Below are 19,923 nucleotides of genomic sequence, written 5' to 3' on the forward strand. Positions count from 1 at the left end.
CTAAATTAGGTTAGGAGTGAATATCATGAATTTCTTATGGACAAAAGAAAAAGCGCTACTTCATATGTATGGATGGAAATTAAATGCGATACAACAATTCGAGGAGAAAATGACGCATCGCCACCATCTCTTTCCATGTATTCCAGCAACTCAAGCCTTTGTACTTGGTCATTTACGTTATGGTTTTGTTGGTCATCCTGATGAACAGCAAACTTCATATGAACTAGCACAATTATTAAAAGAGTACTCTGAAAATTATCGACAATTTGGTAGATATACTACACTCATCGTATTTTTTGAAGGTTCAAATGAAGAAAACGTTTTGGTTGAAGAGTATGAACAGAAGTATTGGCACTTATTAAACGAATTAACAGAACTAGATGAAAAACAGTGGCCCGAACATATTCCTCAAGATCCCCATCAAAATGAGTGGGAATTTTGCTTTCATGGTGAACCTTATTTTATGTACTGTGCAACACCAGCCCATACACATAGAAACAGTCGATCATTTCCTTACTTTATGATGGCCATTACTCCAAGATGGGTACTTCAACAATTTAATGCTTCTCCTGATTATGCAAAAAAAATGAAAACCCAAATTCGGAAACGTCTTGCAGCCTATGACCACATTGAAGCTCATCCAGAATTAAAGAAGTATGGAGAGGATGATAATTATGAATGGAAGCAGTATTTCCTTCATGATGACGAAACCGCCCTTGCTAAATGCCCATTCCATCGGGCGCAACAACTGATGAATAAAAAAAAGTAATCTAATAATGAAAATAGGATAGGAAGAAAGGTTAACTCTTTTCCTATCCTATTTCCAGAGATTACACACTAGAGGCTTTGACTGTACCATGTTTATCATTAAGCACCGCTTTCATTTGCTCTAAGCAAACAAACTCAGCCACAAAGGGAGTCGCTGGCTTTTTAAAAAAATGTTCTTTTGAAGAAAACTGTTCAATTTGCCCATTGTTTAACAACATTACTTTATTAGAGAGAGCCATCGCTTCGGTAAAATCATGGGTAACATGAATGATCGTCACATCTTCTTCAAAGTGAATCGATCGGAAAAGATCATAGAGCTCTAGTCTCGTTTTAGGATCCAGAGCTGAAATGGGTTCATCTAATAATAAAAGCTTAGGCTTCATGAGAAGGGCTCTTGCTAAAGATACTCGCTGTTTTTCTCCCCCACTTAAACGCTGTGGTTTACGCTCTAAAAGATGGTCAATTTTCATCTTTTCTGTTAAGTCTCTCATTCGAGCTATAATTTGGCTGTCACGTTTTTGTTCTTTTGCCGCAAATAATATATTTTCTCTCACTGTGAAAAACGGGTAAAGAAAGCTATCTTGATAGGCGAAACCGATCTTCCTTTTTTCAACTGGTGTATTCGTTATATCTTTCCCATTTATATATATACGACCGTGATCAATTTTGGTTAATCCGACAATGCTTTCAAGCAGTAACGTTTTCCCACACCCTGTTGGCCCCATCACCACTAAATAATCATTAGGTTGTAGAGAGAAATCGACATTCTTGAGAGCAAATTTTTCGTAATTAACACTCAATTGTTCTATTTTTAAATGCTGGCTCATCGTCTCTCCTCCATTCGCTCAAACATTCTAATTACTGTCAGAAATACTATTGCAAATAAAATCATCACTATTGAAATCGCAACTGAAAATTGAATTTCACCTATCGACATTTTTAAAAAGATGGCAATGCTGACCGTTTCTGTCTTAAATTTGGTCATACCTGCAACCATTGATATCGCTCCAAACTCCCCCATAGCTCTCGCCCAAGCCATGATGATCCCACTCCAAATCCCAGATCTCGCCATCGGTAATGACGTTCGCATAAATACTTGAAATGGACTATAGCCAAGAGTTGCGGCTACTTTTTCAAATCGCTCATCATAGCTGGCAAAGGCTTGTTGACATGCTCTCACAGCTAATGGTAAACCAATTACAACTTGAGCAACGACTACCCCAACAGGAGTAAAAACGATACGAATGCCAAGTGAACTTAACAAATCACTAGTTATCGGCCCAAAAAATAATAATAAGGCCACACCCGTTACTAAAGACGGAAGAATTAACGGTAGATCAAAAAGCGAACTAATGACATTTTTTAAAGGAAAAGACACTTTCGCTAAAACATAACCAACAGGAATGGCAATGATTGCTATAATTAATGCACTAATCAATGAAGTCACCAACGTAAAAACGATTGCAAAATGAAATTCTTTATCTTGGATTGTTGTAATAAAAGCAAATAGATCTACATAAAAAAATAAACCAATATAGACAGAGAATAAAAATAATGCCGTGAGTATATATATCGTGATAAAGCTTTTCGTTAATAATTGATTTGTACGCATAATTCTCCTCACTTCTATCTTGGGTATTTTCATTTACACGAATCATTAGGAAAAATAAGAACGATCTATCGAAACGATTGGATCGTTCTTTTTCCCCTAGTTACTAATGAATTTCACCTTTGATGTTATATCCGTGATATTGAAATACGGCAGGTGCTTCTTTTTCTAAAAACTGAAGAAATTCAGTCGCTGCTTCTTTTTGCTCAGAATAGGAGATGACCGTACCCATAAACGCATGAAGAACATTTAGATCTGGATCAATCTGTGCGGCATCTAGCTTTTCACGATTTTTTTGAAATGCGGCAAGCTCACTGATTGCAGCGTCAACTTCTCCCGACATTATCGCCATAACAGCTTCAGAACCTGTTTGTGCTGTTATAATTTCATTCGTTTCTACTTGTTCTGTTATTCCTAATTCTTCAAACATTTCATACGCTGATTGTCCGAGTGGTGTTCCTTCACGATTAGGAATCGCAATCGTTAAGCCTGGCTGTGCAAGATCCCCAATACCCTGTATATTTTTCGGATTATCTTTGGCTACAAGAATGATTGGGGTATGAAAAGCAAGTGGACCAAATACTTCATCCTCGATATGGCCTGCTTCCTTCATCGAATCAATCACCCTTTGTGATCCTGGAATAAATATATCACCTTGCTTACTCATCTCCAGCTGGCCGACTAATCCCGCATTATTGTTATAATTCACTTCCACTTTTACACCTGTTTGTTCTTCATACATTTCAATTAGTTCATCCATCGGCTGGGCAAGACCTGCCCCAATTAGGGCTTGAAGCGTAATGTATTCATCGCTTTTTTCATTTTCGTGATCAGATGAAGAGCTATCATTCGAACCACATGCAGCAACTGTCATCATTGTAAAAGCTAGTAATAATGCAAAAATAAATCCTTTTCTTTTAATCATTTTTTATCCCCCATTTTGTTCCTACTAAATTTTGTTGAAAGTTATATCCGAATTGGCGTTCGAAGTGATGATCGAAAAAGTCACTAAATGTGAACATTTCGCCTGCCCCATTTTCATCCATAAATCGATAAGCTTCATCTACATCTTTAAAGGTGTTAATCCCATAGCCCATCGGTGTTTGAATGGATGCATCATAGACAAAATAAGCATCTTCAATGTCTAACCACTCCAACGTATGATAATCACGTACATATTGAACCGCAATCTCTCGGTCGCTATACTGCTTTAACCACTGATAATGACAGCCGATATCATCAAACATAAAGTATTGGCCATTGGTCAGATGAATTTGGGTGGCATATTGGTTATCGCCCATGACCATATTACACTCATTACAAATGTCGACTCCTTCTGAAATTTGATAAGGCTCATACTCTTTTTCTACACAAGCACTTAGCATCAGAAGAAGTGTTATACATCCAATAAAGAAGAAACTATATTGTCTCGTAGTAACCCCCTCCTTTTATTGATACTATTAAAGTAATCGATAATTTTGAGAGCTTTGTGAAATATAAATTTTATTCACGATTTTGTCAAAATACCCTATACTGTATAAATAAATAACAATTCTCATAATCTTAATCAAAAACTACAAAAGACTAGCTTAGTTACAAATGTAACATCAAGCTAGTCTCTGATAACTTACTATTAAAATTGCATGAACTTTACTAATGCTTTTAATGAGAGATGGATCACATTTCTCCCTTGTTATCCCTATCAGTTTCAACGAAATGTTTTAGCATTGCCATCTTATTATCCCAAAACTGCTCGTAAAAAGATAACCATTCCTTTAACTCTAGCAAAGCATCTGCTTGTAGTGTGTAACGAGACTCTCTGCCCATTTTCTTAACACTCACAAGATTAGCTTCTGATAAAATACGTAAATGCTTAGAAACGGCTGTCCGACTGATTGGAAAGTGTTTACTAATGATTGTAACAGGCATTTCTCCATCCGCTAACAACCGTAGCATCTTACGTCTCGATGGATCAGCGATCGCTTGGAACACATCATGCTTTTGTTCTAGTGGCATTACCCTTCCACTACTTTACGCAATGCTTCATGCACAATTGAATCCCAACCATTGTTCATACGGTCACTGATCTCAGCATTGGTCTGATCTGGTCCTGGACCGGGAACGATTTCATCTGATGCGCCCCAACCTGAATGGATCAATGTAAATTCCGTCTGCTCCCCTAAATCTTTAAGTTCAAAAGATACTTTCCAGCCAGCTTCGCCCCATGAAAACACTAATTTGTTTGGTGGATTTAATTCCAACACCTTACAAGGCGTCGGACCAAACGGTGACTGAATTGTAAATTCATAGTCTAACTCTTGTTTAAAATCATTAGGCATAAACCATGAGTCAATGCCTTCTGATGTTGCAACAGCATTCCAAACTTTGTCGATGTTTGCATTAAAAACAGCTTGTTTACGAATATCTAAAGTAGATGTCATTCTTATTCCTCCAGTATGTAAATGCGCAACCAAAAGGTTGCATCTTTATTTTACGAAACCTTTTGGTTTCATGTCAAGCACTTGCGTTCACAGATTAATACCTTTTTGACAATTACAACAAATGATATAAATACAGTCGTGACCGTTAGCATAGCTAAAATCGAGATTGTCTGTTAGCCATCAAAAGCTATCACTTCAAATTGAAAGAGCACCATCCCAACTGATATAAATCATTAAATACTTTAAAATATAGTTCTCAAACTCCCAAAAGACCCCTATTACACTTTCTCTTAGTGTAATAGGGGTGGGCAGTACCATTTGTATGGACACGAATTATGGAGTTTATTTATCTTTCATTTGATAAAAAAAAGCTCTACTTCAACTATCTCTAAATCTATATACAAACTCAATTACTTTGCTTTTTTTAATATTTGTTTATTTAATTTAGCAAATAGTTCATCGTCTGTATCGCATTTAATGATTTTCTTTCCATCTATCAAACTGAAAGGACAACGTTTACATGTTTTGCATTCACCAATGCACCCTTTTCGTTTCACAGTGATGTCTGGATACTTTTCTTTTATATGTTTAAACACCTTTTTAGATACATCATTTTCTTTACAAAAGTAGATTTTCTTCATATGTACGTCCACCTCTTAGAAGTACTAATTGATAATTATAATCATTATCAATATCATATCAAAGGTGGTTACACAAGTCAGCTTATTTTTATTAAATTTCAGTTTTTATTTTTCTACAAATTTTTTAAAATTTGTGATCGATAACTTTTCATTTACCTTTACTTCATTTAACACTTGAAATCCATTTCTCTTATATAAAAGGATCGCTGGAGTGTTGCTCGTTCCAGTAGAAACAATCCACTCATGTATCGAAGGCTCATACTCTTCCAAGTACGTCAATAATGCTTGTGCGATACCTTTTCTAAAGTGATGAGGATGAACCATCAGACGATGAATATCTAATATCTCTATTGACATTTTGTAAGAGATCGCCCCGACTACTTTTTCCTCTATAACATATCCTAAAAAGACTTCACCGCATTGTTGAAGTTCTTGCACGGTTTCATTTAAAGGCGGGAGGTCAAAATAACCGATGATATTTGCTTCTACTTTATAAGCATTTTTTTGCAAAACGTTAATCTCAGCTGCCATAGTTGGGTCTGTAATATCTAACTTTTTAATCATGTAAACCCTCTCCCTGTTAAAAGGTTTTGTTAATAACATATTAAGATTGTAAATTTACTATGTTTTATTTGTGCAATACGTTGTTTCTTGTTTTTTATTTTGTTATTTTTATAATATCGTTTTTCGATATTGGAATACAATAATGAAAGGGGTTTACGATTGGAGGATAAAGTTTTAAGAAAGTTATTTCTAGGTTTTATTCAGATACATATTTTACATCATGCCAAAGAGCATCCGATTTTCGGTTTGTGGATGTTAGAAGAGCTGAAAGAACACGGTTATAACATAAGTGCAGGTACATTATACCCTATCCTTCACAGCATGGAAAAGGACGGCCTTCTATATAAAGAAGATCTGAAAGTTGAAGGGAAAATTCGCAAGTATTACTCAACGACTGAAAAAGGTGAAACCTTACTCGTTGAAGCAAGAAATAAAGCCTATGAGCTTTTCAAAGAAATTAAAGATTAACAAGAGGTGCAAAGATGTCTAATCAAAATGAAAATAAATTTAAATCCCTATTAGAAGTGTTGCTCGTCTCCACTCGACTAGGTTTCACTTCATTCGGCGGTCCAATTGCACATTTGGGCTATTTTTATGAAGAGTATGTTCGTAGAAGAAAATGGATGGATGAAAAAAGCTACGCTGACCTCGTAGCATTATGTCAGTTCCTACCAGGACCAGCAAGTAGCCAAGTAGGTATCGGAATTGGCGTCATGCGTGCTGGTTTACTCGGAGGAATATTAGCTTTTCTTGGCTTTACCCTTCCTTCCGTTATCGCCCTCATAGTATTTGCCGTTCTTCTCAATCAGTTAGGGTTTGCTGACTACGGATGGATTCACGGGTTAAAAATTGTTGCGGTTGCCGTAGTAGCGCATGCAATTCTTGGGATGGCAAAGAATTTAACACCGGACTTACAACGACGAACGATTGCCTTATTTGCAATTGTTCTCACACTACTATGGCAAACGGCATTTACTCAAGTTGGAATAATTATCTTAGCTGGATTTGTCGGTTATTTATTATATAAACAACAAACAATCGATGATACTACATCTAGTTCAAAGTTTCCGATTTCTCGTCGCTTTGCTTATGGATGTTTAACGGTATTCTTTGGATTACTAATTCTTCTTCCGATTCTACGAGAAGCTACAGCGATCAATTGGATTGCTATGTTTGATAGCTTTTACCGCTCTGGAGCACTTGTATTTGGTGGCGGCCATGTCGTCTTACCTTTACTAGAACGTGAATTTGTACCAACAGGTTGGTTAACAGAAGAACAATTTTTAGCTGGCTACGGTGCAGCACAAGCCGTACCAGGACCTTTATTTACATTCGCCGCTTACATCGGAGCCGTCATTAACGGCTGGCAAGGTGGGTTGTTAGCAACCATTGCAATTTTTTTACCTGCATTTCTACTCATTTTAGGAACACTGCCATTTTGGGACACATTGCGCCGCAATCCGAAAGTCAAAGGGGCATTAATGGGTGTTAATGCCGCAGTTGTCGGCATTTTAATCGCCGCCCTTTATCATCCGATTTGGACGAGTTCGATTTTATCAGCTGTTGATTTTGCATTTGCTGCCGTCCTATTTAGCATGTTAGTGTTTTGGAAACTGCCTCCTTGGGTCATTGTATTAACTGGAGCATTCGGCGGTTTTCTATTATCTTTACTATAAGTGCAAAAAAGTGAGGCCAATTCGATTAGCCTCACTTTTTTAAAACATTATAGATCTGTTGGTTCTTCTAGTTTTAAATTCAACAATTTTGTTAATGCTGATTTACTTTCCCTAGACGTTAAAATATAAAGAATGTCCCCTGATCTAATTTTAGTTCGTCCACGTGGGGTAATTAACTCTGCATCACGTATAACCGCATTGATTAAAACCTTCTTTGGAAACTCAATTTCCATAATTCTTTTACCGTTAATTAGATGATTTTCATTTACTTCAAATTCAATAATTTCTGCATTTGCTTTTCCAATCGAAACAAGCTCTAAAGAATGCGGTGAGTTAGCTTTTGGTGGACCCGTTAACTTTAACTTTTCTGCCATATAAGCAATCGATGAACCTTGCACAAGTGCAGATGTTAATACCACTGCAAAAACAACATTGAAAAACATTTGACTGTTTTCTAATCCCGCAATCATCGGAAATGTTGCTAAAACAATTGGTACCGCTCCCCGTAAACCTGCCCAAGATAAGAATACTTTTTCTCTCCAACTATATTTCATCCCAATCGTCGAGATAAATACAGCTACTGGCCTTGCAACTACAATCAATATAACGGATATTAACAATCCTTTTAGTAAAATGAAGTCATTAAAAAGTTGACTAGGGAAAATGAGTAAACCTAAAATCACAAACATTAAGATCTGCATCATCCATGCAAACCCTTCATTAAATCGGAAAATCGACTGTCGATACGTTATTTCTGAGTTTCCAATTACAAGTGCTGCAACATATACTGCTAAAAGACCGCTAGCGCCGATAAGTGCAGTTACACTATACGTCAATAAAGCAAAGGCTAAAGCAAAGACAGGGTACAACCCACTTGAATCTAAGTTAATGCGATTGATCGCATAAGTGGCAAGCCTGCCAAAGCCTAACCCAATGAGTAAGCCTATCCCCATTTGCCATAAGAATGATCCTACTAATAATAAATAATTGGGTTCGTCTGCAAGTATGAGTTGTATAAAGGAAAGGGTTAAAAATACCGCCATTGGATCATTAGTTCCAGACTCTGCCTCTAGTGTTGCTCCCATCCTCGCTTTGATGTTCTGCCCTTTTAAAACTGCAAATACAGCTGCAGCATCAGTAGAGCCAACAATCGCACCGAATAACAAAGCTTCTAGCCACGATACATCCAATACGAGTTTTGCTGCACCTGCTACAACAACTGTAGTGATGATAACACCTAATGTGGCTAAAGATAACGACGGAATTGCTACCCGTTTAACAGTTGGCCATTTTGTTTGTAAACCCCCTTCAAACAAAATAATTACTAATGCTAAAATACCAATCAACTGAGCAAGCTTAGCATTATCAAAATAAATTAAGCCAAGACCATCACTACCTGCAATCATTCCAACTAATATGAAAAGTACAAGAGCGGGTACACCAATTCTTGTTGAAAATTTGGTCGTTAGTACCCCAATAATTAGTAAAAGCGACCCCAGCAAGATGAAGTAATCTATATTAAAAGTACCTCCCATTGCTTCATTTTTCTCCTCTCTATCTATCTACAAATTAACATCAATTTGAATTTTCTTATTTACTTCGTTTTTTTCAATTCCTAAATATTTATACGTTTCTGATGGAGTCGAATGGTTAAAATGTTTTTGTAATAGTGATATAGCTACTCCTCGTTTATATGCATGATATCCAAATGTCTTCCTTAGTGTATGTGTACCAATTTTTTGGTTCAGGCCTGCCAATCTTGCGACATGATTAATAATTCGATATGCTTGTTGCCTAGTTATCGGCTGGTCCCCTTTTTGGGATTTAAAAAGATAGTCGTCCTCTTTAAGTTGAAAACTTTCAGCGTGAATTTCTAACGCTGATTTTACTTTGTTATTAAAATAAATATATCTCTTTTTTTTATCATTAAATTCGTAGTATTCTTTAACAACATTTTCATTTGTGAAAACATCTTTGACTTTTAGTCTTAATAATTCAGATACCCTTAACCCAGTATTAATACCCACTACAAAAAATAAATAGTCTCTTTTTGAATGATTGAGTAAAATTTGTTTCATTTCCCCGATCTTCGATTTATCTTTTATCGCCTCTACGTATTCCATCGAAACCCCCAAAGAAATATGTTACATAACATTATTTTAACACACTCTTATGTAACATACGTTGTTATACACTCATTTTCTTAACAAGCAATAGTACTTTATTGATAATATAAGAGTAAGCACATATACTAATTATAAAAAATAGTTGGTGTACTGATGAAAATCAAACTTCTATTCCTTTTTATTTTTATATTCAGCTTTATTCTTTCCACTTCTAAAATTGATTTACATGCAGAAACAAATGGTGATCCTTTAATCGTTGTTATACCAAGTTCATCAGACTTAAATACTAGTTGTTTCGGGAGTCCATTTTCATTAAAAGGAATCGTGCCATACTATTCAATTACTCCAATTTATATTTTGTATGCTCTACCAGGTAAATATCTATTTCAAACGACGATTGAAAAAATAAAAACAATAGTGAATTTACTTACTATCAAATTTCAAAGTACATTCATCCTTCAGTGGTCTTATGACTCATAAATTAGAAGAAACTGAAGGAGATGTTAATAATGGAATCCAATAAAAGAGCGAAGTTACCACCTGAAATTAGAGACTCAATTATGAGCGTAGTTATATCTATTGTTTTAATGACGATCGTGTTTTTATTTGCTCATTTTGTATTAGGGATGGAAGTTTTCCCTGACTAAATTCTATAAAGATGTCCCTGGAACCACAATGGATCAGGGGCATTTTCCTATTCAAGCCTGAACTCGAACAATATGATAAAATGGGGATACAAAAATATGAGAAGTTGGTGCAAATAACCTCAATGAGCTTATTTGAAAAATTATATTCACTGGTCATTATTTTAGCGGTCGTTATCGGGGTGTTATTAGGACAACTTGCTGTTGTAAGAGAAAACGCCGAGGTATTCATTGTTCCGTTACTTGTTGCAATGCTTTACATAACTTTTTTACAACTACCTGTAGAAAATATAAGAATATCTTTTAAAAACATCAAATTTACCTCTCTCTCCTTGTTGATTAATTTTATTTGGGTACCGATCCTCGCTTGGTTACTTGCTTTAGCTTTCTTATCGAACCATCCTGCTTTGTATATCGGATTTATTATGTTGATGGTCACACCATGTACCGATTGGTATTTGATTTTTACGAGCATTGCAAGAGGAAACGTAGCGCTCTCGACTGCAATCTTACCGTTAAATTTAGTTTTCCAAATCCTGTTACTGCCTGTTTATCTCCTCCTATTTGGTGGTACAACCGGTGTTGTTGAGTGGTCTTTCTTATTAAAAAGCGTGCTACTCATTTTACTCATCCCTTTTGTAGGAGCTATACTAACAAAGGTACTGTTGCGAAAAAGACACCATATGAAAGAAACTCTATTCTCTTACATTAGCTTATTACCGATGATTTTTCTAAGTCTTGCAATCGTTGCTATGTTCTCTGCTCACGGTCAATTGCTATTTAGTCATTTCGATTTACTGTGGAAAATTACGCTTCCAATCCTATGCTTTTTTGTTGTTAATTTTATAATTGGTCAAAAGATCGGCAAGCTCATGAAGCTGTGTTATGCAGATCGAGCAAGCCTAAGCCTGACAACACTTGCCCGAAACTCTCCTATTGCGTTAGCCATCGCCATGACAGCCTTCCCAGATGAACCGTTGATTGCTCTTACTTTGGTCATTGGACCTTTATTAGAGCTACCTATTTTAGCGCTTATTTCTCAAGTTCTTTTAATGGGAAGGAAATAAACAGACTCAATAATTCAATTTCTTAATAATAGAAAAATCCAGTCTAGAGTGACTGGATTTTTAATAATTTTCTATTTACTGAACTTTTCATTGACTAATTCATTCAATACATGGTTTATTCCTACCGTTCGTTCAACATCTAAAACGAAAGCGATTCCCTTCCCTGGCTCATCTAAATGGGCTTCTTTCATAATCATCGTTAAAACATCGTCTGTTTTTTTACGATCAATTAAAGTAAGGACAATTTCTTTTTCAGGTTCAATTAATATATTAAAAAACTTAGCTTGCTCGTGAATTCCTGTCCCACGGCCCGTTAAGATCGTTCCTCCTTCTGCACCAGCTTTTTTTGATGCTTCTACTACTTTGTCGGAATCACCCTTGTTTATTATCGTAACGATTAGTTCATAATGGATATTTTGTTCTGGCATTGGTATATTCCTCTCTTCCTCTGGTACTGTATGGCTTTCAACAGGTACATTTAATAAGTGACAAATTCCACCTACTTGCTTTAAATCAATTACCATTCCTAAACCTTTTCCAGGTTCATTAATTTTGCAATCATTAATAATCGTTTTCACTACAGTGTCCATTATGTTAGTCGATGCAAGAGTTAATATTACCTCCTTCTCTGGCTCTACTGGTATACCTAAAAAAGTTTTATTTTCATGAATTCCTGTACCTTTCCCAAGTAGGATTGTACCTCCTTCTGCACCAGCTTTTTTAGTCGCTTTAACAATATTTTTTGCTTGTCCTTTTTTAACTACCGTGATCATTAATTTATGCTTCAGATTTAACTTCATCTTTACTTTTACCTCCTTTACGCTCATACAACACACCTAATATTAATACCGATAAGATCGGTGATAACGCAACGAGTGCAATCATACCAAACCCATCAATAAGCGGGTCCCTTCCTTCAATGGCAGATGCTACTCCAACAGCAATGGCTAAAATAAAAGTAACCGTCATAGGTCCAGTCGCAACCCCACCAGAGTCAAAGGCAATAGAGGTAAACGTCTTCGAAGAAAAGAACATCATAATAATAACAATTAAATAACCTGGTATAACAAAATACCATAATGGAATTCCAACTAAAATGCGAACCATTGAAACAGCAATAGAAACAGCAACTCCGATCGAAAGGGTGTAGAGCATAACCTTCTGTGAAATATATCCACCAGAAACCTTTTCAACTTCATGGTTTAGTATCCGTACAGCAGGTTCTGCGAATGTAGCAACAAAGCCTAGTACAAAGCCTATCGGTATAAGCACCCAATTATACGATAAACTGCCTAATGTTTCGCCAATTAACTCGCCAGCTGGAAAAAAACCAACATGAACTCCTTGTAAAAATAGGGCTAGTCCAAAAAAAGAAAGAATAAAACCTTTTCCGATATTAATGATCTTCTGTTTCTCGAGTTTTAGAAAGAAAAACTGAAAAATAAGGAAGAAGATAATCAGTGGCAGTAAAGCGAACGTTACTTCGAGTAATACATGACCAAAGCCTTCGAAAATATTAATTTTCATCCGTAAATCACCCCTAATAACAAGACAGCTAAGATCGGCCCAATCGATGCAAGCGCAACTAATCCAAAGCTATCACTAGAAGACGTCTTACCCCTTAATACAGAAGCGACCCCTACTCCGAGGGCTAAAATAAACGGGACGGTCATAGGCCCTGTTGTAACCCCGCCCGCATCAAACGATATAGGGATAAAATGAGCTGGAGTAAAAGCTGCTAATAAAAATACTAGACCGTAGCCGCCTAAGAGCAACCACTTTATTGAAAAGTTAAAGACGATTCGTAACATCGCTAATGCTACAAAAATTCCCACACCAAGTGCTACCGAATATACCAATATATTTCTTGATATTTCACCGTTAGATACTTGATCGATTTGCAAGGCAAGCACTCGAACATCTGGTTCTGCAACGGTTACGACAAAACCTAATAAAAATCCAAAGAATAGAATTAAGCCAATTTTCTTAGTTTTTGGTAATGCTGAACCTACCATTTCGCCTACTGGTAGTAATCCGATATGTACACCTAATAAAAATAACATTAGTCCTAAGCTTACCATGACAACCCCTGCTAGGAATTGAAAAAATACTTCCATCGGCAGCCAAATCAACGTAAATTGTAAAACAACAATAACGAGTGTAATGGGTAAAATAGCATAGACAACTTCTTTTACCGTATCTCTTATATCCTGCATTTAGTTCTCCCCTCGTTCAATTTTAACTTAGTAGTTCTTTGTTAAATTCTGTTTATTTATATAAAATACCTTTTTTATTATAAATGAAACTTATCAACAAAAATAAAGCAAAAAATAATTTAATCTGACAATACAATGAAATCCCATTATTAACTGTTTTCTTATTCATTGTTGTAACTGGAGCTTCTAACACTAGTTTAAAACAGCATTGTAAATATTAACCATAAAATTTTAGTTTACTTTCTATAAGAAGGATGATATATTAATAAAGCGATGAGCTCATTGTGTAAGTCGATAAACACGCCATTTGGTAATGCACTATGTGGAGTGCAGTTTATCGCCTCAATACGCGAAGACGATGTCCATTGGACATCGTCTTCTTTTATTTTAATTCTACTACTCAAAATTCTTGTACCTACTCTTAATGAAATGCTTATCTTTTTGGAAGAGATTTAGCTTTCTTATTCCTAATATAATAGGTCCCATTAAAAACTCATTACGAAATGGAACCTTAAAAATGACAATTAATATGACAACAGAACAAACTGATAATATACCTACTAATGTCGGACTATTTAAAATTAACAAGCTAAAGCTGTACATGAGTATATACATAAGCGCTGACCATCTTATATTCCACCCATGTAAGAAATAAATAGCATTAAATTTCTTTAAACCAAACCACTCAACAATTACCGAAGTTGTCACCCATTTCATAGTGTGTAAAACCTTTTTAAATGACGAATTCGGGACTCTTGATAAAAATAAAAGAGTAATTAAAGGCATAATGACGAAAAGATGTAGCCCCCTTGCCCACCTAATATTCATATAGTTTGACTTGTAGTCCCATAAAATAAAATGCTTACATGTATAGTAATAAAACAAATTAAAAAAACCAACATATAGCACACTAATATAATGCTGATCGAGGTTCTTCAAGGTTTTCCGTTTTACATTTAAGAGTAACAGAAGTATAGCCAATAGGATATGCATTTTTCCCCTCTACTTTCCTCTTCTAAGCCAGAAACCGCACTTCAAAATGTAATAATTTGTAAATTATCTTTATTTTTTCCATATCCCAATCCAAACATACAAATAATTTTACTTACATCTTAAGTGCTCAAAAGCTAAGTACTATTACTCAACCGAATTTTTAAACCTTTTTTTTCCTCTATTTATACCAAAAAGGTTGTTTGTACATATGTTACCTATATACGAACTAAGAGGTGAGATTGTGGATATAAGAAAACCAAATTATCCCCTTTGGACAGACATTCCATATGCAGGTGAAAAAAATCCGCCAAACAACCCAGTTGAGCGCTTTGCAGGCACTTGGAAAACGTATTTTATCAGACGTTGTAAAGGAGGGGGCTTTGAGACATTAGATGGTAGAAAAGTAAGATTTGAGATCAGACACCCCAATACGATAAATTGGGAAAAGCAATTAAACGTCGTTCAAAACGAATTAGCAAACATAACAGATCACAGAATAGCCCTGTGAAGTATTGGGGTTCTGGGCCTCCAACAAAACAGTGGTTACCTATAGCTGATCGAATGATTGATTCGTATATCGTCCCAGCACCTCGAGCAGCTCGAATATTATCAGCTCTGTTCACTGGGCTTAATGATGCGTTTATTCTGACCTGGGACATTAAGTACAAGTTAAATGTCGCGCGCCCAAACCAAATGGTCAAGAGTTAACAACCATTATCTGTACACCAAAACATCCTGCTTACCCGTCAGGACACGCAACTGTTTCAGGTGCAGCGGCAGTCATTTTAAGTTACTTCTTTCCAGCGGAAAGCAGAAAAATTCATGATATAGCTGAAGAGGCTGCATTATCAAGGCTATATGGAGGTATTCACTTCCCAATAGAATGAGAAAGGGCTTCGTTTAGGTCGACAAATTGGGCAAATTGTCGTAAATGAACTAAGAAGAGATTTAGATACCAGTGGTCATCCTATCGATACACCTTATCGCAACTATAAAAATGCTAAACTAATGCCACCACCATACGATCAAGTCATACCTTACAACTTTGATGCCTCATGTAGCTCCTTAGTTATCGAAACAGAAAAAGCAATTCCCAAAAAAGAAATAAAGACTAGTAATCTTACAAAACCAGTATTATTTATCTAAAAAATAAAACCATCAGAATTGATTATTCTGATGGTTTTATAAATTCATTAGATCCTTCTAGTCCTAACATTATCTTTAATAGATCCTCTAACATCTCCATTTGTTGATTGACCTTTTCTTCATTAACTCCTAAGTTTAGCGTATCAAGCATTAGTCCATTCACCAAAGACAGTATAAATATTGTAATTTCTTCAATAGGTTTTCTAGGCTTAAACTCTCCTAAATTTACCCCGTGATTAAAGATTGCATTTAATAACTTTTTACTTTTATCATATCGTTCTGATAAACGTTCTCTTTTCTTCATATCACGCCAGCTGATTACTGAATATTCATAGAACGCTGGGACTATACCTTTTTCAACATTAAGAACTGCTTGCTTTTGAAGTATTAAAAATTGATTAACTGCTTCCCAGCCTGTTGAAAATGATTGTAAGTACATTTCCACATTCATTTGACCTTGTTGTTCTAAATAATCGAGCAAAGCTTCAAAAATCTCTTCAACGCTTGAAAAGTAAAGGTAAATTGTTCCCCTACTTATTCTAGCCTCTTCTATAATATCGGCCAACGTTGCTGGTTCAAAGCCTTTTGTTTCAAATACTCTTTTTGCAGCAAGCAATAATTCAACTCTCTTTTGTTCCTTATATTCCTCTGAAACTTTTGGAGACAAGATAAACATCCTCTCAAACGAAAAATCTAAGCACTTTTTTTCATTTTCATCTTAACTTTTTGCTGCCTTAATGACAATATCATCGTAATTAAAATACATATATACAAAAGAAAAAGTACAGTATGTGCGCTGTCAGGAACAGGATGATTAGAAATGCTCGGTAAAAGACTCAATGTTCGGCTAAACAAAATTTCATGTAAGTGTTGTGCGTCCAAAGTAGTACCAAAAATATATGGTAGCCAGTTTGACATAATTTGTAGAAAAAGTAGTCCACTCATTAAAACAGTACAAATCATCATCATAAACCTTTTTTGTATAAGGAAAGAAATAACCGAAAGTACGATCGGTAAACTAGTCACAATGGTCCCTATTACTAATTGAGTATAATAATCATCTCCAAAAAAAGCTTTAGCTACATGAGTATCATTCCAAGGAAACAAATTGACCCATGTTATTAACAAAAAATAAATTAACCCAACAAAAAGTAAACTGACAGTAATTTTTTTCATATAAATTCTCCTTTAATTTTAAAATGACACTAGTGTCACTTTTATTATAATGACACCAATGTCATTATTCAACTGTTTTTTGCTAAATTTTCAATAAAAAAAGAAGTATTTTTTGATTGAAAAAACACTTCAGAAAAGTTGGTTCGTCTAGCACATATCATTTAATTCTTTTTTATAGAGCTAGATTTTAAAACTCGAATTTTATTAAATTTTTAGCTTGTCTACTATTCCCCTACAGATTGTCCAGGTGTTACAATGACCATCAAGTTCATTAAAGGGAGAGACTGACTCATTTGAGCAGTTTTTCTCTTTTTTTGTTGAAGAAAATACGGATGGAAAGGATGATCGGATTATGCACGTAGGTAGTAAAGGTTGGTATGTCCAAAAGTTGAAAGAGCGCGGGATCCGATATATTGACGGTCGGAAGCTTGAGTTGTATAAAACTCATATTTTAGCAAACTTATATAATCGTAAAAGCAATATCAAATAATTATTGTGAGTCATGGATCCCCCATGACTCTTTCTGACTTCCTACTTATATAGAACATTTGAAACAAAAAAAGAGCTCATTAGTTGAGCCCCCATACTCTTTAATCGATTAAAGCCAATGTACTTCCAATTAGTGTTTTTGATTGGATGTCGATATATTGTTCGAGAGTATAGCGCTTGCGTAGTGCCCAACCCCTAAATGCCCACATATGCCCTTGAACAATAATATTATGTGTGAGTAAATAAATATCATCTTCATGAATAGAAATGTTTTCTTCTTGTAGTGCTTTTGAGAAAATCCCCATTACATATTGAACAAAATCGTTTTCTTTTGATAAAACATACTCTAAATACGGCTTCGGTAATGAACGTGACTCACTATACATAATCCCCGTTTCATCCCAGATCTCGTTTATAACATAAAAGTATTCCTTAACAAACGACCTTAAACGATTAAGCCCAGTAAACTGATCACTCACTCTACTTTTTAATATCGTATTCAATTTGTCATAAAGAGATTCAAAGAACAAATACAATATATCTTCTTTACTTTCTACGTATTCGTAAATGGCACCAAAGCTCATCCCTGCATTTTCAGCAATTTCCCTCGTTGTAGTTCTATGAAATCCTTTTTCTTTAAACGGTTGAATTGATGCCTCTAGGATTTGATTACGACGCTTTCTAATTTTTTGATTGTTTTTTACCATCGATGGGATATGTAACTTTTTCAATCCTTTTCCTCCTCTTCTTAACTAGGTTAATAAAGTTAAAAAAACTGAATAGAACCCTTTAGTTTTACATCTTCGTTTTCGTTCTTCACAACCACTTCTCCACCTGTATCTTCTCCATTGATTGTACAAATAACTTGAACTCTTTCACCTGGAAGTGTCATTGCCGTAAACTTAACGTCAAATTGCTTAACCTTGTTAAGGCCAAACCATCTAGTTAGATGACTTCCTGCAAGGCCCATAATGAACATTCCTTGAGCAATCACATCAGGTAGACCATTGTCTTTCGCTAATATCATATTTGTATGAATTGGGTTAAAATCACCAGATGCCCCTGCATATCTTACAAGCTGTTCCCTAGTAATCGTAATATATTCGCTCATTTTCATTTGACTCATCTGCCCTCACCTCTCTCAATTACTACCGACTTACATTCTAAAAGCAAGTCTGCTTGTTCATTAATGAAAACGGTTTCAAAGGAATAGATGGACAGCCCTTTGCGTTGTTTCATTCCAACGAGAAAGGTCTTACCATATAGCTGTTCTCCTGCAAAAATTGGTTTATGATACGTATAGGATTGACTACCGTGTAAAACTCGGGTTAAGGTGAGCTTAAAATCATCAATAATACATTCAAAATCTAACCCTTTCCACATTTCGGGAACCGTTCCAAACGTCAGTGGAACGGGTACATCAGGATACCCTGCTTCTATTGCTGCTTTCTTGCTCATATAAACTTCGATATCATCTGCCCCTGTCGCTTTTGCAAATTCGGCTATTTTTCCTCGCTCTACTTCAAACTCAAATTCTTTTAACAACTTAGGTAGCTTTAAATTATTTTCCATAATATCCTCCTTACTAATTCAATTAACACTTCCCAATAGTTACCACAGTTTACTATTAGAAACATTTTTGTACTTTTAAGATATTAATCTATGTTTTGTTTTACAATAGGAAAGGCTAGAGTAAAACAAGTCCCTACACCCGCTTTGCTCTTAACAGAAATTTCTCCTTGCATAACTTTTATGATACTAAAGACAACCATCGTTCCGAGCCCAGTTCCTTTATTTTTTGTAGTGTAGTATGGTGTTCCTAATCGCTTGACCTGTTCTTCAGTCATCCCAACACCTGAGTCTTGAATGTGGATTACAGCATTATCTTCTTCCTGCTCTAGCTTTATTGACAATTCTCCACCATCTGGCATCGCTTCAATACCATTTTTAATTAAGTTGATTAAGCATTGATGAAATTTTTGTTTTTCTCCTGCTATAAATAAATTAGGACTAAATTCAGATAAAATAGTTACGTTATACATTGTTGCATATGGAGAAACGACTTTAATTACGTAGGTTAATTCATCGGTCAAGTCTAACAGTTTTACATTTTCTAATGAAGGCTTTGCAAACGTTAAATAATCGGTAATGATTTCTTCAGCACGATCTAGTTCCTCTAGAGATAGTTTAATATACATGTCCTTTTTATCATCTGGGATATCTGTCCCCCTCAATAACTGTATAAACCCTCTGGTAACTGTTAATGGATTTCGTACCCCTTGAGAAATACTAGCAGCAATTTCACTAACAATCTTCAGTTTTTCCAGCTTTTTAAGCTCATCGATGATCATCCGCTCAGTTCTTGAG

Annotated in this window: 30 protein-coding genes; 10 read left to right on the forward strand and 20 right to left on the reverse strand. The window is 35.5% G+C overall.

Annotated features, from left to right (window positions below):
* The first annotated feature begins 25 nt into the window (after positions 1-25).
* Positions 26-769 (forward strand): YqcI/YcgG family protein, encoded by a 744-nt coding sequence (locus GKP30_RS01530; protein WP_216827622.1) that lies wholly within the window; start codon positions 26-28, stop codon positions 767-769.
* 61 nt (positions 770-830) lie between these two features.
* Here GKP30_RS01530 and GKP30_RS01535 read toward each other — a convergent pair whose 3' ends face one another.
* The 8 genes from GKP30_RS01535 to GKP30_RS01570 all read right to left on the reverse strand — a co-directional run bounded on the left by GKP30_RS01535 (position 831) and on the right by GKP30_RS01570 (position 6,023).
* Positions 831-1,595: an ATP-binding cassette domain-containing protein gene (locus GKP30_RS01535; protein ID WP_216827623.1), complete on the reverse strand. Its 765-nt coding sequence runs from the start codon at positions 1,593-1,595 to the stop codon at positions 831-833.
* Entirely contained in the window at positions 1,592-2,380 is a 789-nt protein-coding gene (locus tag GKP30_RS01540; RefSeq protein WP_216827624.1) for an ABC transporter permease, read from the reverse strand. The genes GKP30_RS01535 and GKP30_RS01540 overlap by 4 nt, the downstream gene beginning before the upstream one ends.
* A 103-nt stretch (positions 2,381-2,483) precedes the next feature.
* The gene (gene modA, locus GKP30_RS01545) at positions 2,484-3,302 is read right to left on the reverse strand and encodes a molybdate ABC transporter substrate-binding protein (protein ID WP_216827625.1); all 819 of its coding nucleotides are present in this window, start codon (positions 3,300-3,302) and stop codon (positions 2,484-2,486) included.
* Positions 3,295-3,762: a nitrous oxide reductase accessory protein NosL gene (locus GKP30_RS01550; RefSeq protein WP_268884646.1), complete on the reverse strand. Its 468-nt coding sequence runs from the start codon at positions 3,760-3,762 to the stop codon at positions 3,295-3,297. Before GKP30_RS01550 ends, modA begins: the two co-directional genes overlap by 8 nt.
* Before the next feature lie 292 nt (positions 3,763-4,054).
* On the reverse strand, positions 4,055-4,393 hold the full coding sequence (locus tag GKP30_RS01555) for an ArsR/SmtB family transcription factor (RefSeq protein WP_216827627.1): 339 nt from the start codon (positions 4,391-4,393) through the stop codon (positions 4,055-4,057).
* Positions 4,393-4,824 (reverse strand): SRPBCC family protein, encoded by a 432-nt coding sequence (locus GKP30_RS01560; protein WP_216828068.1) that lies wholly within the window; start codon positions 4,822-4,824, stop codon positions 4,393-4,395. Before GKP30_RS01560 ends, GKP30_RS01555 begins: the two co-directional genes overlap by 1 nt.
* Positions 4,825-5,228: 404 nt before the next feature.
* Positions 5,229-5,459, reverse strand: a complete 231-nt coding sequence (locus GKP30_RS01565) for a DUF1450 domain-containing protein (protein WP_216827628.1) — start codon at positions 5,457-5,459, stop codon at positions 5,229-5,231.
* Positions 5,460-5,564: 105 nt separating this feature from the next.
* Positions 5,565-6,023 (reverse strand): GNAT family N-acetyltransferase, encoded by a 459-nt coding sequence (locus tag GKP30_RS01570; RefSeq protein ID WP_216827629.1) that lies wholly within the window; start codon positions 6,021-6,023, stop codon positions 5,565-5,567.
* Between the two features lie 159 nt (positions 6,024-6,182).
* Between GKP30_RS01570 and GKP30_RS01575 the strand changes: the two genes are divergently transcribed.
* Positions 6,183-6,491, forward strand: a complete 309-nt coding sequence (locus GKP30_RS01575; RefSeq protein ID WP_216827630.1) for a PadR family transcriptional regulator — start codon at positions 6,183-6,185, stop codon at positions 6,489-6,491.
* A 14-nt stretch (positions 6,492-6,505) separates the two neighbouring features.
* On the forward strand, positions 6,506-7,699 hold the full coding sequence (locus GKP30_RS01580) for a chromate transporter (RefSeq protein WP_216827631.1): 1,194 nt from the start codon (positions 6,506-6,508) through the stop codon (positions 7,697-7,699).
* Positions 7,700-7,746: 47 nt separating this feature from the next.
* On the opposite strand, the gene GKP30_RS01585 is transcribed toward GKP30_RS01580, so the two are convergent.
* Positions 7,747-9,234 carry a potassium/proton antiporter gene (locus tag GKP30_RS01585; protein WP_216827632.1) on the reverse strand — a complete coding sequence of 496 codons (1,488 nt, stop codon included), beginning with the start codon at positions 9,232-9,234 and terminating at the stop codon, positions 7,747-7,749.
* A gap of 27 nt (positions 9,235-9,261) precedes the next feature.
* Positions 9,262-9,822 carry a tyrosine-type recombinase/integrase gene (locus GKP30_RS01590; protein WP_216827633.1) on the reverse strand — a complete coding sequence of 187 codons (561 nt, stop codon included), beginning with the start codon at positions 9,820-9,822 and terminating at the stop codon, positions 9,262-9,264.
* Between the two features lie 156 nt (positions 9,823-9,978).
* Between GKP30_RS01590 and GKP30_RS01595 the strand changes: the two genes are divergently transcribed.
* From GKP30_RS01595 to GKP30_RS01605, 3 genes are all read left to right on the forward strand, one after another.
* On the forward strand, positions 9,979-10,305 hold the full coding sequence (locus tag GKP30_RS01595; RefSeq protein WP_216827634.1) for a hypothetical protein: 327 nt from the start codon (positions 9,979-9,981) through the stop codon (positions 10,303-10,305).
* A 29-nt stretch (positions 10,306-10,334) separates the two neighbouring features.
* Positions 10,335-10,472: a hypothetical protein gene (locus GKP30_RS01600; RefSeq protein ID WP_216827635.1), complete on the forward strand. Its 138-nt coding sequence runs from the start codon at positions 10,335-10,337 to the stop codon at positions 10,470-10,472.
* A 122-nt stretch (positions 10,473-10,594) separates the two neighbouring features.
* Positions 10,595-11,536, forward strand: a complete 942-nt coding sequence (locus GKP30_RS01605) for an arsenic resistance protein (RefSeq protein ID WP_216827636.1) — start codon at positions 10,595-10,597, stop codon at positions 11,534-11,536.
* Positions 11,537-11,607: 71 nt separating this feature from the next.
* On the opposite strand, the gene GKP30_RS01610 is transcribed toward GKP30_RS01605, so the two are convergent.
* The 4 genes from GKP30_RS01610 to GKP30_RS01625 all read right to left on the reverse strand — a co-directional run bounded on the left by GKP30_RS01610 (position 11,608) and on the right by GKP30_RS01625 (position 14,156).
* Entirely contained in the window at positions 11,608-12,336 is a 729-nt protein-coding gene (locus GKP30_RS01610) for a P-II family nitrogen regulator (protein WP_216827637.1), read from the reverse strand.
* Entirely contained in the window at positions 12,314-13,063 is a 750-nt protein-coding gene (locus GKP30_RS01615; RefSeq protein WP_216827638.1) for a DUF1538 domain-containing protein, read from the reverse strand. Before GKP30_RS01615 ends, GKP30_RS01610 begins: the two co-directional genes overlap by 23 nt.
* Complete coding sequence (locus tag GKP30_RS01620; RefSeq protein ID WP_216827639.1) at positions 13,060-13,752, reverse strand: DUF1538 domain-containing protein; 693 nt, start codon at positions 13,750-13,752, stop codon at positions 13,060-13,062. The genes GKP30_RS01615 and GKP30_RS01620 overlap by 4 nt, the downstream gene beginning before the upstream one ends.
* A gap of 236 nt (positions 13,753-13,988) precedes the next feature.
* A complete protein-coding gene (locus GKP30_RS01625) occupies positions 13,989-14,156 on the reverse strand; it encodes a hypothetical protein (protein ID WP_216827640.1) in 168 nt (55 codons plus the stop codon).
* Positions 14,157-14,986: 830 nt separating this feature from the next.
* On the opposite strand from GKP30_RS01625, the gene GKP30_RS01630 reads away from it, so the two are divergent.
* The 3 genes from GKP30_RS01630 to GKP30_RS23955 are packed head-to-tail and all read left to right on the forward strand — an operon-like array spanning position 14,987 to position 15,632.
* The gene (locus GKP30_RS01630) at positions 14,987-15,253 is read left to right on the forward strand and encodes a hypothetical protein (RefSeq protein ID WP_216827641.1); all 267 of its coding nucleotides are present in this window, start codon (positions 14,987-14,989) and stop codon (positions 15,251-15,253) included.
* Positions 15,250-15,453 carry a phosphatase PAP2 family protein gene (locus GKP30_RS01635; protein ID WP_216827642.1) on the forward strand — a complete coding sequence of 68 codons (204 nt, stop codon included), beginning with the start codon at positions 15,250-15,252 and terminating at the stop codon, positions 15,451-15,453. Before GKP30_RS01630 ends, GKP30_RS01635 begins: the two co-directional genes overlap by 4 nt.
* A gap of 8 nt (positions 15,454-15,461) precedes the next feature.
* Positions 15,462-15,632, forward strand: coding sequence for a phosphatase PAP2 family protein (locus GKP30_RS23955; protein ID WP_407928581.1), 171 nt, complete (start codon positions 15,462-15,464; stop codon positions 15,630-15,632).
* A gap of 281 nt (positions 15,633-15,913) precedes the next feature.
* On the opposite strand, the gene GKP30_RS01645 is transcribed toward GKP30_RS23955, so the two are convergent.
* A complete protein-coding gene (locus GKP30_RS01645) occupies positions 15,914-16,558 on the reverse strand; it encodes a TetR family transcriptional regulator (protein WP_216827643.1) in 645 nt (214 codons plus the stop codon).
* A 26-nt stretch (positions 16,559-16,584) separates the two neighbouring features.
* Entirely contained in the window at positions 16,585-17,067 is a 483-nt protein-coding gene (locus tag GKP30_RS01650) for a hypothetical protein (RefSeq protein WP_216827644.1), read from the reverse strand.
* Between the two features lie 352 nt (positions 17,068-17,419).
* Here GKP30_RS01650 and GKP30_RS01655 point away from each other — a divergent pair, with 352 nt between their 5' ends.
* Complete coding sequence (locus tag GKP30_RS01655; RefSeq protein WP_216827645.1) at positions 17,420-17,557, forward strand: YflJ family protein; 138 nt, start codon at positions 17,420-17,422, stop codon at positions 17,555-17,557.
* A 100-nt stretch (positions 17,558-17,657) separates the two neighbouring features.
* On the opposite strand, the gene GKP30_RS01660 is transcribed toward GKP30_RS01655, so the two are convergent.
* From GKP30_RS01660 to GKP30_RS23375, 4 genes are all read right to left on the reverse strand, one after another.
* On the reverse strand, positions 17,658-18,287 hold the full coding sequence (locus tag GKP30_RS01660; RefSeq protein WP_216827646.1) for a TetR/AcrR family transcriptional regulator: 630 nt from the start codon (positions 18,285-18,287) through the stop codon (positions 17,658-17,660).
* A gap of 35 nt (positions 18,288-18,322) precedes the next feature.
* Positions 18,323-18,682, reverse strand: a complete 360-nt coding sequence (locus GKP30_RS01665) for a MaoC/PaaZ C-terminal domain-containing protein (protein ID WP_216827647.1) — start codon at positions 18,680-18,682, stop codon at positions 18,323-18,325.
* The gene (locus GKP30_RS01670; protein ID WP_216827648.1) at positions 18,679-19,128 is read right to left on the reverse strand and encodes an FAS1-like dehydratase domain-containing protein; all 450 of its coding nucleotides are present in this window, start codon (positions 19,126-19,128) and stop codon (positions 18,679-18,681) included. The genes GKP30_RS01665 and GKP30_RS01670 overlap by 4 nt, the downstream gene beginning before the upstream one ends.
* 83 nt (positions 19,129-19,211) lie before the next feature.
* Positions 19,212-19,907 (reverse strand): sensor histidine kinase, encoded by a 696-nt coding sequence (locus GKP30_RS23375; RefSeq protein WP_236034868.1) that lies wholly within the window; start codon positions 19,905-19,907, stop codon positions 19,212-19,214.
* Positions 19,908-19,923 lie beyond the last annotated feature (16 nt).

The sequence above is a fragment of the Alkalihalobacterium elongatum genome, from assembly GCF_019024285.1.
GTDB classification, from domain to species: Bacteria; Bacillota; Bacilli; order Bacillales; family Bacillaceae_F; genus Alkalihalobacterium; species Alkalihalobacterium elongatum.